The organism is Dokdonella aquatica, assembly GCF_051987395.1.
GTDB lineage: Bacteria > Pseudomonadota > Gammaproteobacteria > Xanthomonadales > Rhodanobacteraceae > Dokdonella.
Window position 1 is genome coordinate 2,282,023 of the sequence record NZ_CP197094.1, and the last position, 12,048, is coordinate 2,294,070.

Here is a 12,048-nt window from a genome sequence, read left to right on the forward strand (position 1 = left end):
GGCCGCCCCTCGGCGGCCGTCCGGGGGGAACGGCATGGCCGGCACGTTGAAGCTCTACAGCTACTGGCGCTCGAGCGCCGCCTACCGCGTGCGCGTCGCGCTCAACCTCAAGCAGCTGCCGCACGAGATCATCCCGGTGCATCTCGTGCGCGACGGCGGCGAGCAGCATGCTGCGGCATACCGCGGCATCAACCCGCAGGAACTCGTGCCGACGCTGCTCGACGGCGCGCGCGTGTTCCGCCAGTCGATGGCGATCATCGAATACCTCGACGAGGCCTACGCCGGCGCGATGGCGCTGCTGCCGTCGACTGCGCGCGAACGCGCCCGCGTGCGCGCGCTCGCCCAGCTCGTCGCCTGCGACATCCATCCGCTCAACAACCTGCGCGTCATGCAGTTCCTCGAGCGCGACTTCGGCACGCCGCAGGTCGAGCGCGACCGCTGGACGCGGCACTGGATCGAGGAAGGCTTCCGCGCGTTCGAGGAGCTGCTCGCGGGCAATTCCTCGACTGGCCTGTTCTGCGACGGCGACACACCGACGCTGGCCGACGCCTGCCTCGTGCCGCAGGTCTACAACGCGCGGCGTTTCGGCGTCGACATGAGCGCGTTCCCGTCCATCGCGCGCATCGACGCCGAGTGCCTCGCGCTGCCGGCCTTCGACGCGGCGCGCCCCGAGAACCAGCCCGACGCGCCGGGCCCGGCCTGAGCCGTCCGGTCAGCCCGCGATGTAGCGCTGCAGCTGCTCGATCCGCTCGCTCTGCTCGCTGATCACCGCGGCGACGAGGTCGCCGATCGACAGCACGCCGATCACCTTCGTGCCCGCGACGACGGGCAGGTGGCGGATGCGCCTGTCGGTGCACACGCGCATGCAATGGTCGATCGTGTCGTCGGGCGACACCGTGACGACCTGCGCGGTCATGATCTCGCGCACCGGCGTGTCCGACGACGAGCGTCCCTTGAGCACGACCTTGCGCGCGTAGTCGCGCTCCGAGACGATGCCTTCGAGCGTGTCGCCGCGCATGACGAGCAGGGCGCCGACGTGGTGTTCGGCCATCGCGCGTATCGCGTCGATGACGGGCGCGTCGGACGTCGTCGCGACGATCGCGCTGCCCTTGCCTTCGAGAAGGTGCTTGACCTGGAGCATGGCGGTCCTCCGGCGGGTGGCGCGGCCAGTCTAGCGCGGCCGTGCCGGCGCCGCCCGCCGCGGCGCGTCAGCGCGGTGTCGGCGGGTGGTACTCGTCGACCAGGTAGAGCGGGCGCTGCTTGGCCTCGACGTAGAGGCGGCCGAGGTATTCGCCGATCACGCCGAGCGCGATCAGCTGCACGCCGCCTAGGAACAGGATCGTCACCATGATGGTCGGGTAGCCCTGCACGGGATCGCCGAGCAGCAGCGCCTTGATCGCGATCCAGATGCCGAACACGAACGCGAGCATCGCGACCCCGACGCCGAGGTAGGTCGCGATCTTTAGCGGAGCGCCCGAGAACGAGGTGATGCCGTCGATCGCGAAGTTCCACAGCTTCCAGTAGTTCCACTTGGTCTCGCCCGCGAAGCGCGGGTCGCGCGGATAGACGACGGCCTTCTGGCGGTAGCCGACCCACGCGAACAGGCCTTTCATGAAGCGCTGGCGTTCGCGCACGGTCTTGAGCGCATCGAGCGCGCGTCGCGAGAGCAGGCGGAAATCGCCCGTGTCGCGTGGCACCGGCGTCTGGCTCAGGCGGCCCATGACGCGGTAGAACGTCGAGGCCGTGAACTTCTTGAAGCGCGTCTCGCCGGCGCGTGATTCGCGCGTGCCGTAGACCACGTCGAAGCCTTCGCGCCAGTGCGCGACGAAGGTCGGGATCAGTTCGGGCGGATCCTGCAGGTCGGCGTCGATGACGACGACCGCGTCCGCATCGGCGTGGTCGAGGCCGGCGGTGAGCGCGAGTTCCTTGCCGAAGTTGCGTGACAGCCGCAGCGTGGCCACGCGCGTGTCGGCGTCGCGCAGCGAGCACATCACGGCGTAGGTGTCGTCGCGGCTGCCGTCGTCGACGTAGAGCACCGAGCAGGCGAGGTCGAGCTGGTCGAACACCGCGGCGAGGCGCGCGTGGAACTCGCGCAGGCCTTCGCTCTCGTTGTAGGCCGGGACGACGACGGTGAGGCTCTGCATGGCGCGGGGGTCCTGGGTGGAACCGGGATGCTAGCGGAAAGCCCGTGACGCGCGCATGCGCGCGGCGTTCAGCGCTCGACGTAGGCGGGGCCGCCGAGTTGGCGCACCTGGCGCTGGATCCATGCGGCGCGACGCTGCACGTACGCCGACGGGCGGTCGGCGTGCAGGCGGCGCGGGCTCGGCAGCACGGCGGCGAGCAGCGCGGACTGATGCGCGTCGAGGCGATCGGGTGTGGTGCGGAAGTAGCGCGCACTCGCGGCGCCGACGCCGTACACGCCGTCGCCGAATTCGGCGATGTTGAGGTAGACCTCGACGATGCGGCGCTTCGGCCAGATCGTCTCGATGAGCACCGTGAAGTACGCCTCGAGGCCCTTGCGCACGAAGCTGCGCCCGTTCCACAGGAACAGGTTCTTGGCGACCTGCTGGCTGATCGTGCTGGCGCCGCGGAGGCGGCCGCCGTCCTCGGATTCGGCCAGCGCGGTGCGGATCGCCTCGACGTCGAAGCCGTTGTGGCTAGGGAAGCGCTGGTCCTCGCCCGCGACGACCGAGACCGGCAGGTGCGCGGCGATGCGCTCGAGCGGGACCCAGCGGTAATCGAGGCGGAAATCCTTCTCGCCCGACGTCGTCGCCTCGAGCGCGCGCGCCATCATCACCGCCGAGGTCGGCGGCGGCACGACGCGCAGCGCGGCGACCAGCAGCACGCTGAAGACGACCCAGGCGAGGGCGGCGAACAGCGTCCAGCGGGCGAGGCGGCGGAGCAGGCGAGGGCGTTTGCGCGTCATTCCTTCCCTTCGGGCCGTCGGTCGTGCAGACCCCGGAAACGAAACCGGCGCGGGGGATAACCCCGCGCCGGATCGAAGCCGAGTATCGGCGGGTGACGCTTACTGGCACATGTACTGCGAGGGATCGAAGCCGTCGCGGAACAGGATCGCACTGTTGCTGATGCGGATCTCGTCCAGGAACATGCCCGGATAGTTGAGGCCCGGATCCGACGACAGGCGCCAGCGCACCTTCACGGTCTGGCCCGCGTAGCTCGCGAGGTTGATCGTGAACGGCTTGAACACCGCGACGCCGGTGTCGTTGTTCGCGAACGCGTTCGACGTGGTCGTGGTGACGCCGCTGTAGATGCCCTTGCCGTTGGCGAAGCCGCAGGCGTTGATGACGCCCGTGGTGCCGGTGTTGAACACGGTCGGATAGCCGCCGTCGGGCGGCAGGTCGGTCCACGTCGTGCCGCCGTTCGTCGAGATCTCGGTGACCACGCCGTCCCACTGGAACTCGAGGTTGTACTTCGAGTTGAAGCTCAGGACGCCGTTCGCCGGGATTGTCAGCGCGGGCGTCTCGATGCTCGCGCAGGCCATGTCCGGGTGGTTCGAGAGCTGGCCGCCCGTGTGGTAGCTCAGCGTGCCCTGCGAAGCCGACAGGTTGCTGATGCCCCACGGCTGTTCGGGACGCATGTACGACGCGCCGTCGGCGTTGTCGACGAACGGATCGGGGTTCGGGCCAAGCGCGCTGGTCGGCGTGGCGCCGGCGGAGAGCGACAGCGGCGAATCGTTGCCGAGGTTGTCGGTGGCCTGGAAGCGGTAGTAGTACGTGGTGCCGCCCTGGACCGTCGTGTCGACGTAGCTCGTACCGGTGACGCCGCTCTGGATCAGCGTCGACGTCGCCATGAACGGATCGGTCGAGCGGTAGATCTTGTACGTCGTCGACGTCGCGGACGGGCACGTGTTCGTGCCGGCCTGCCACGACAGGTTCACCGAGCAGCTGTTGTTCGCGGCATTGAGCTGCAGCGAGTTGCGCACGATGTTCGGCTGCAGGGTGCAATCGTCTGCCGAGACGACGTCCACGCAGGTCGAGACCGCGCCTTCGACGTCGCCGGACACGCCGCGGACCTTGTAGGCATACGACCTGCCGCCCTGGCTGCGCGTGTCGACGACCGGCGAGGCGTTGCCGCTGGCGACGAGGCGGAAGTCGCCCGACGCCGCGGCTGCGCACGTGCCGTCCGCACGGTAGAGCTGGAAGCCCTGCGGCGCGGCGGCCGAGGTGAAGCCGACGGCGATGCCCGAGGTGTTGTTGCTCGTGACCGCGACGGCGGTCGGTGCAGCAAACGGCGCCGGATCCGGCAGGCCGAAGCCGCCGGAGGCGACGAGTGCGTAACCCTGCACGTTCGTCTCTGCACGGCCGTTGCCCGGGATCGCAGTGCCCTTCACGCGCAGCGTGTAGCTGCCCGCCGCAGGCGCCGTCAGGCGGACCTGCTCGACCGAGTCGCGGACGTCGGCGTTGCCACCCGTCGTCGAGATGCCGCCCGTGAACACGTTGCCCTTGTAGGTGCCGCCGGGGCCGACGACCTCGAGATCGAGGTTGTTGATCAGCGTCATCGCGACGCCCTCGGAGGCTTCCGGATCGAACCACGCCAGCGTCACGCGCAGTTCGGTACCCGCGGCGACGTTGGCGATCGTGTACTCGTGGGTGTCGCCGGTCTTCAGGCCGGTGGCCTGGGTGCGTTCGAACACGCGCAGGCGGCGCGAGTCGTCACCGCCCGTCATGGTGTTCTTGAACCACAGGTTGCCGTCGATCCATGCACGGCCCCAACCGCTGTTGGCGTTCGGCCAACCGGTGCCGCCGAGCGGGTTCGTGCCGTTGAGCAGGGTCGCCTTCATGACCATGCCGCTCGGGTTGTAGGCATCCGCCGCGGTCTTCTCGCCGCGCGGATAGAAGCCGTCGGCGAAGAACTGGCGCATCAGCGCGGCGTTGCCGCTGAGCACCGGTGCCGCCATCGACGTGCCCGAGTTCGATGCCGGCGTCGTGTAGACCGGCGTGGCGCTGAACGTGGTCGCGTTGCGTGCGCTCTGGATGCTCGTGCCCGGCGTCGCGATGTCCGGCTTGATGCGGCCGTCGGCCGCGGGACCGCGGTTCGAGTAGCCCGCCACCGAGGTGCTGCCGGCGCGGCCGAGCGCTGCGACGGAGAGCACGTTCTTGGCATTGCTGGGCGAGCCGGTCTGCACCGGGCCGGCATCGTCGTTGCCCGCGGACACGACCACGAGGAGGTTCTCGTCGCGCCATGTCACGCTGTCGGCTTCGGCGTCGTTGCCGTTGTAGTTGCCCGCGGTCGAGCCACCCCAGCTGTTGTTGTGGATGCGCGCGCCGCCGGCGTAGGCCTGCGACAGCGTGCCGGCGAAGTCGGTGATGTACACCGCCGTCGCGGCGGTGCCGCCGATGTCCTGCATGAGCAGCTGCGCGTTCGGCGCCATGCCGTCGGCCTGCTCGTGGTTGGCGGCCGTCGGCGTCGACGCGACGTAGGTGCTCGCGCCGAACGTGCCGTGCAGGTCGCCGAGGACCGTGCCGGTGGTGTGCGTGCCGTGACCCGAGGTGTAGTCGTAGTCGACCGGACCGGTGCCGCCCTGGCTCGGCTGCAGCCAGTAGCCGACGATCTTGCGGTTCGGGAACAGCGTGCCGGCATTCGGCAGCACGGGCGGCGGATTCTGCGACAGCGTGATCTCGGTCAGCGGGCCCGTGCCCTTGTCGAGCGTGGTGAAGTTCGCGACCCACGGCGAGGTGCCGGAATCGGCCACGGCGACGATCTGGCCGGTGCCGAAGAGGCCATGGTCGAACAGCGGCGCGGGGCCGCAGACCACGCCGTTGCCGGCACACGTGGTGTTGAGCGAGTTGCCCTGGATCGCGCCGATCGCCGCCGAGTTGTGCGTGTGGGTCGGAATCCACGGCTCGATGAACGACACGCCGTCGATGAGGCTGGCGACATAGAGAAGATGATCGAGGCGGTCACGCGTCACGCCGGCATGCACGTACGGTGCAGCTTCGGCGCGCTGGCTGCGCCCGGTGATGCGCACGTCCGGCACGAGCTTGCGCAGCGCGGCTTCGATGGCCTCCGAGGATTCGCCGCGGAAACCGCGGATGTCGACGATGTCGAGGACGAGGGTCGCGTCGGTCGCGTCCTCGGGCTGCTGCTGGAGCAGCGTGCCGCGCGCGTCGGTCCACAGGCGCGGATCGACCTTGAGTGCCGCGGCGTACGGCTCGGCGGCGCGTGCACCGGAGGCCTGGCGCAGCGCGTCGAGCGACTTGCCGTTGAGGCGCACGTAGAACGCATTGTTCGGGACGTAGCCCACGATCTCCGCACCCTGCGCGAGCAGTGCCTTGCGGCCTGCCTCGACCTGGTCGGGCGTGAACTGCACGATCGCGTAGCCGGCGCTGAGCGACTCGGCGCCACCGGTCACGCCGGCGTCGAGGCGCTGGACGGCCGGGTCGTAGGCGCCGGCGCGCAGCAGGACGAGGTTCGGGTTGGCCGCGGAGACGGCGATCGCCGCAGCATCCTGGCGATGGGCGGACAGGGCGGCGCGCGTGTCGACCGAGGCCGCGTCGGCCTGGGTCAACGCAAGCGCTAGGCCTGCTGCGAGCGCGGTTCGGCGCAGTGACGATGTCATTTGAGTTGGTACTCCCCAGAGGATGATCGAGCGTGGCGGCGATCCCTGCTGCGTTCTTTCCTTGCGTCGTCGAACAGACGGTCGGGACCCTGTCGTGAGGGTCGGGCGGCGCGCGATCCTAACGCCGTTCCTTCGCCGATATCGAGTGACCTTCGGCGCGTCCGGGCAGCGTGCATCGCGTCTTGGCAAATGCCCGGCGTGGCCGCATCTGCCCGGATCGCTTCCTGCCCGCGAGAATCCTCATGCCCGTCGACGTCATGCATCGCTTCCAGCTCGGTGATACGGGCATTCATGGAGTTTTTGTGCAGATGGAATCCAGCTGGGCGGCGATGCGCGCGCACGTCGACTATCCGGAGCCCGTGGCGGGCCTGCTCGGCACCACGGTGGCGGCGGCCGCGCTGTTCACGGGGCTCGTCAAGTTCGAAGGCAAGCTGTCGATCCAGCTGCGCGGAACGGGGGATCTGCGCCTCCTGTTCGCCGAAGCCACGCATGCGGGCACCGTACGCGGGATCGCGCGCTGGGAAGGTGGGCCGCCGCGCTCCCTCGCCGATGCGGGTGACGACGCGCAACTGGCCATCACGATCGAGAACGCGCAGCGCCAGACCCGCCAGCAAGGCCTCGTCGCGGTCGACGGCGAGCATCTGGCTGCCGCGCTCGAACAGTATTTCGAGCGCTCCGAGCAACTGCCCACGCGCATCGTGCTGGCTGCGGGAGGCGGCCGTTGCGCCGGACTCCTGCTGCAGCGTGCGCCTGCCGAGGGTGGTCACGCGGCCAGCGGCGACGCCGACGCATGGAATCGGGCGGGACACCTGCTTTCGACGCTGCGCGACGAGGAACTGCTCGGGCTGTCCGTCGAGACGGTGCTCACGCGCCTGTTCCACGAGGAAGGGGTGCGTCTCCAGGCCGGCCGTGCGCTCGAGTTCGCATGCTCGTGCTCCGCGGAGCGCGTCGCCGGCGTCCTTCGTTCGCTCGGCGAGGAGGAGAGTCGGGCCGCCGCGGGGCCGGAAGGCGTCGTCGAGGTGACCTGCGAGTTCTGCGGGCATGCCTACCGTTTCGATGCCGTCGACGTGGCCGCGATGTTCGCCGGCGACGGCGTCATGTCGGGATCCGGAACCCGCCAATGAAGCCTGAACGAGGCGCGGCCTGTGCGCGCCGTCGCTGTTAGTGAAATGTAAAAGCGCGTATCATCGGCCTCGCGTGCCGCTGCGGGCACAGGGCCGACCGGATCCGGTCGCCGGGAACCCGCGACGCCCGACTGCAGTCATCTGTCCATCCACCCGTTCCGGATCCTCATGTTCGCTCGCGCCGCCACCACGCTGCTCGTCGCGCTGACCCCGCTCCTTGCGGTGGCCGGTCCCGTCGTGCCTACCGTGGGCGAGGCGTCGCCGCATCTCGTCGAGGAGCTGCTCACGGTGCGTGCGTCCGATGCCGCGGGCGTACCGACCCAGGTGGTGCCGTTGTGGGCAAGCCAGGATGGCCGTCTGCTCGCGATCGTCGCGCAGACACACGCGTCCGGTGCTCCCGCGCTGCCGCCGTCTCCGGCGTTCGGCGGCGCTTCCGACCTGCGTGTCATCGACGCGACCGACCTGTTCACGGCCGGTCTGCGCTGGCGCGTCGGGCAGTCGGCGCATGCCGATGTCGTCATCGGCATGCAGGATGTCTCGCCGCGCTTCGGCTCGGCGACGTTCCGCGACGGTGCGGCGTCGACGCTGTTCACCGGAACCCTCGGCTTCGGCATGGCTCTTCCGACCGCGGCCGACGTGGATCTCTCGTTCGGCCTTTCCTGGCTCGGCCGCAGTGGTGGCGAGCAGGTCGCGCCGGTCGTGCTGCCCTCGTTCGAGGGGCACGGCAATCCTGTCGCGCTGCTGTCCTATCCGGGTGCGACCCCGTTCCAGATCGTCGGTGGCAACACGCTCAATGCACGCACGAGCTGGCACCTCGCCGACGGACCGGTGCTCGACCTCACCGCCGGCGTGGGCCGCCTCGAGGTTGCGCCGTGGTACGGCCTCCCCGGGGGCGGACTCGATGCCAGCCAGGCTTCGCTCGGTTTCGGCATCCGCAGCGGCAACGTGCGTGGCAGCATCGTCGGGCATGTCGTGAGCCTCGAGGACCCCGCCCTGCTGGGCGCGCGTCGCTGGGGCGGGCTCGATCTCGGCGTCTCGTGGCGCACGTCGTGGCGCGGCGAGCTCAGCGTCGGTGCGCAGAACCTGTGGTCGTCCCCGGTCGACCTTGCCCCGCGCGAGGCCACCGACTCCGCCCAGGCGCGCATGCCCTACGTGCAGTACCGCCAAGACCTCTGATCCTGCGCGTCGCGGGCGTCGAGCCCGCGTGCCTTCCCTGACTCGCCCCGCGCTTTCCACGGCGTTGCACGCATTCGGTGCAATGGTGCAAGCGCCTGTTTCCCATCGAATTTCCGTCATCCCGCGACGCCTTGTTAAGGCCTCGGAGCGGGATTCCCATAGCGTGAGAATCTTGTTAGTATCGGGTGCACTTTCGACGGCATCTTGCGTCGATACGGCTATTTCCGTGGGAACGGAGTCCCGAATTTTCCCAGTGCGACATTCATCCCGTCCCGAAGTGTGACACCACTCTAAAACGTTGGAGAGCGTAATGAGGCTAACGAACAACGAGCTTCTCAAAGCCGTGCGTTTCGCGTTGTATGCGGGCGCCACCGCAGCTGTCGGTTTGAGTTCCCTCCCGGTCTTCGCTCAGGGCAGCGAAGCGGGCAGCGACAAGCTCGAAACCATCGTCGTCACCGGTTCGCGCATCCGTCGCGTCGACATCGAAAGCGCCAGCCCGGTGTTCTCGATCGACAAGGCCGACATCGAGAAGAGCGGCAAGCTCACCATCGGTGACCTGATCCAGGAATCCCCGTCGATCGCCGGCGCCGCGACCAACCCGTCCGTCAACAACGGCGGCGGCAACGGTGCGTCGACCGTCTCGATCCGTGGCCTCGGCTCGCAGCGCACGCTGCTGCTCGTGAACGGTCGCCGTCTGGCCTACGCCGACGTCAACTCGATTCCGATCAGCCTCGTCGAGCGCATCGACATCCTCAAGGATGGCGCCTCGGCGATCTACGGCTCCGACGCCGTCGCGGGCGTGGTCAACTTCGTCCTGCGCAAGGACTTCCAGGGTATCGAGGCGACTGCCGACTACGGCATCTCGGACGCTGACGACGGCGAGCGCAAGGGCTTCTCGCTGACCCTCGGCCACTCGAGCGACCGCGGCAACCTCATCGTCGGCGCGAACTACAACAAGACCGAGGCGGTCTGGGCGGGCGACCGCAAGTTCTCGTCGCCGGCGCTGTACAACTACTTCGGCACGATCTACACGGGCGGCTCGAGCTACATCCCGACCGGCCGCTTCACGATTCCGCGCACCACCGCCGCGGGTCTCGGCATCAACTGCGCGGGCACCGGCGCGAGCGTGAACGTCATGCGCATCCCGGGTGCCTCCGGCACGTCCGCGGGTGACTTCCGCTGCTACACGGGCAACGACACGTACGACTACTCGCCGTACAACCTCGAGCTCACCCCGCAGGAGCGCGGTGGCCTGTTCGTGACCGGCAACTACCGCATCACGGACAACGTCGAGGCCTACGTCGAAGGCTTCACGAACAAGACCCGCTCGCGCTTCATCATCGCGCCGCTGCCGCTGATCTTCGGCCAGGCCAACGTGATCCTGAGCGCGGACAGCGTCTACAACCCGTTCGGCGTCAACGTCAGCTCGGGCGGCATCCGCATGACCGCCGCGGGCAACCGCGAAGGCGCGTACGAGACCACGGCCGACCAGTTCAGCGGCGGCTTCCGTGGCTCGTTCGGCGACACCTGGCAGTGGGACGCGGGCATCACCTGGGGCCGCACCTCGCAGGACACGAGCAGCAGCGGCTACTACTACGGCGCCGCGCTCGCGCAGGCCGTGGGTCCGTCGTTCATCGACGCTGACGGCGTCGCGCGTTGCGGCACGCCGACCGCGGTGATCTCGGGTTGCACGCCGATCAACTTCTTCGCGCTCGACCCGTCGACGCCGGAAGGCCAGAGCGCGCTCGATGCGCTCAACCAGATCGCCGTCCTCGTCAAGTCGCACTCCTACGCGCTCAACCGCGGCGCGCAGTTCAACCTCACGGGTGAACTGTTCCAGCTGCCGGCCGGCGCGGTCAGCCTCGCCGTCGGTGGCGAGTACCGCAAGGACTACGAGTACTTCGCGCCGGACTTCGTCTCGACGATCACCGACCCGGTGCTCGGCGAGTGCCTCACCTTCACCGACGCCTGCCGTTCGCCGTCGAAGGGCGAGCTCGACGTGCGCGAGTTCTACGCCGAGTTGCTGGTTCCGGTCCTTGCCGACGTCCCGTTCGCGAAGTCGCTGAACCTCACGATCGGCTCGCGTTACTCGGACTACTCCGCGTTCGGTGACACGATCAACTCGAAGATCGGCGTCGAGTGGCGTCCGTTCGACGACCTCATGCTGCGCGGCACGGTCGCCGAGGTGTTCCGTTCGCCGACGATCGGCGACCTCTACGGCGGCATCACGCCGAGCGCCGACACCTACACCGACCCGTGCTCGGGCGCCGGCCTCAACCTCAACAACCCGGCTTGCGCCGGCCTGACGCCGGGCTTCGAGCAGACGACGCAGCAGACGAGCGCGGTCTACGGCTCGAACCCGCTGGTCCAGCCGGAGAAGGGCAAGTCGTTCACGTGGGGTGTGGTGTACGACCCGAGCTGGCTGCCGGGCCTGTCGACCTCGATCGACGTCTGGAAGATCTACCTGACGGACACGATCGGCGTCATCGGCACGCAGACGATCATCGACCAGTGCTACCAGTACGGCCGCTTCTGCGACCTGTTCACGCGTGACGCTGCGGGCGACATCGACTACGTCAACAACAGCCTGCAGAACATCGGCCGCACGGACGTGTCGGGCGTCGACTTCAGCATCAAGTACCGCCTGCCGGAGACCTCGTTCGGCAACTTCCGCGTCGGCCTCGACGCGACGTACTTCAAGCAGTACGACGAGCAGATCATCGCGGGCGACATCACGACGGAATCGCATTACGCCGGTTCGTACTTCGGTTCGTCGGCCGGTGGTCCGGGCAACCTGACCCGCTGGCGCGGTCTCGGCAGCCTGAGCTGGAGCCTCGGTGCGTTCGACGCCAGCTGGCGTGCGCGTTACATCGGTGCGTCGCGCTTCGGCTTCACGGCGACCGCGGGTGACGGCTACACGGTCATCGATCCGTCGAACAACCCGGCGAACAACTCGTTCCGCATGGGCGCGTCGACGTTCCACAACGTGCAGTTCGGCTACAACGCGGAAGCGATCAACACGCGCTTCGAAGTCGGCGTGGACAACGTCGGCAACAAGCAGCCGCCGCAGCTGTGGCAGTTCGGTTTCAACGGCAACACCGACGAGCGTACCTACGACGTCGTGGGCCGTTACTACTGGGCTCGCGTGGGCGTGAAGTTCTGATCCAA

Annotated in this window: 8 protein-coding genes; 4 read left to right on the forward strand and 4 right to left on the reverse strand. The window is 68.6% G+C overall.

The window, feature by feature from the left end; genetic code table 11:
- Positions 1–34 precede the first annotated feature (34 nt).
- Positions 35–703, forward strand: a complete 669-nt coding sequence (gene maiA, locus ACQQ2N_RS10015) for a maleylacetoacetate isomerase (protein WP_440225572.1) — start codon at positions 35–37, stop codon at positions 701–703.
- Positions 704–712: 9 nt separating this feature from the next.
- Here the strand turns inward: maiA and ACQQ2N_RS10020 are convergent, their stop codons facing one another.
- The 4 genes from ACQQ2N_RS10020 to ACQQ2N_RS10035 all read right to left on the reverse strand — a co-directional run bounded on the left by ACQQ2N_RS10020 (position 713) and on the right by ACQQ2N_RS10035 (position 6,580).
- Positions 713–1,141 carry a CBS domain-containing protein gene (locus ACQQ2N_RS10020; protein WP_440225573.1) on the reverse strand — a complete coding sequence of 143 codons (429 nt, stop codon included), beginning with the start codon at positions 1,139–1,141 and terminating at the stop codon, positions 713–715.
- Positions 1,142–1,208: 67 nt separating this feature from the next.
- Positions 1,209–2,144: a glycosyltransferase family 2 protein gene (locus tag ACQQ2N_RS10025; RefSeq protein ID WP_440225574.1), complete on the reverse strand. Its 936-nt coding sequence runs from the start codon at positions 2,142–2,144 to the stop codon at positions 1,209–1,211.
- 68 nt (positions 2,145–2,212) lie between these two features.
- Entirely contained in the window at positions 2,213–2,926 is a 714-nt protein-coding gene (mtgA, locus tag ACQQ2N_RS10030) for a monofunctional biosynthetic peptidoglycan transglycosylase (RefSeq protein ID WP_440225575.1), read from the reverse strand.
- A gap of 99 nt (positions 2,927–3,025) precedes the next feature.
- Complete coding sequence (locus ACQQ2N_RS10035) at positions 3,026–6,580, reverse strand: S8 family serine peptidase (protein ID WP_440225576.1); 3,555 nt, start codon at positions 6,578–6,580, stop codon at positions 3,026–3,028.
- Between the two features lie 242 nt (positions 6,581–6,822).
- Here ACQQ2N_RS10035 and hslO point away from each other — a divergent pair, with 242 nt between their 5' ends.
- The 3 genes from hslO to ACQQ2N_RS10050 all read left to right on the forward strand — a co-directional run bounded on the left by hslO (position 6,823) and on the right by ACQQ2N_RS10050 (position 12,043).
- Complete coding sequence (gene hslO, locus ACQQ2N_RS10040) at positions 6,823–7,704, forward strand: Hsp33 family molecular chaperone HslO (protein WP_440225577.1); 882 nt, start codon at positions 6,823–6,825, stop codon at positions 7,702–7,704.
- Between the two features lie 168 nt (positions 7,705–7,872).
- Positions 7,873–8,880: a hypothetical protein gene (locus ACQQ2N_RS10045; protein ID WP_440225578.1), complete on the forward strand. Its 1,008-nt coding sequence runs from the start codon at positions 7,873–7,875 to the stop codon at positions 8,878–8,880.
- 385 nt (positions 8,881–9,265) lie between these two features.
- Positions 9,266–12,043, forward strand: coding sequence for a TonB-dependent receptor domain-containing protein (locus ACQQ2N_RS10050; protein ID WP_440225579.1), 2,778 nt, complete (start codon positions 9,266–9,268; stop codon positions 12,041–12,043).
- Positions 12,044–12,048 lie beyond the last annotated feature (5 nt).

Bases quoted from the DNA above. Each gene is read 5' to 3' on its own strand.
- maiA (WP_440225572.1), top strand. From the start codon at position 35: ATGGCCGGCACGTTGAAGCTCTACAGCTACTGGCGCTCGAGCGCCGCC.
- ACQQ2N_RS10035 (WP_440225576.1), bottom strand. From the start codon at position 6,580: ATGACATCGTCACTGCGCCGAACCGCGCTCGCAGCAGGCCTAGCGCTT.
- ACQQ2N_RS10045 (WP_440225578.1), top strand. From the start codon at position 7,873: ATGTTCGCTCGCGCCGCCACCACGCTGCTCGTCGCGCTGACCCCGCTC.
- ACQQ2N_RS10025 (WP_440225574.1), bottom strand. From the start codon at position 2,144: ATGCAGAGCCTCACCGTCGTCGTCCCGGCCTACAACGAGAGCGAAGGC.
- mtgA (WP_440225575.1), bottom strand. From the start codon at position 2,926: ATGACGCGCAAACGCCCTCGCCTGCTCCGCCGCCTCGCCCGCTGGACG.
- hslO (WP_440225577.1), top strand. From the start codon at position 6,823: ATGCCCGTCGACGTCATGCATCGCTTCCAGCTCGGTGATACGGGCATT.
- ACQQ2N_RS10020 (WP_440225573.1), bottom strand. From the start codon at position 1,141: ATGCTCCAGGTCAAGCACCTTCTCGAAGGCAAGGGCAGCGCGATCGTC.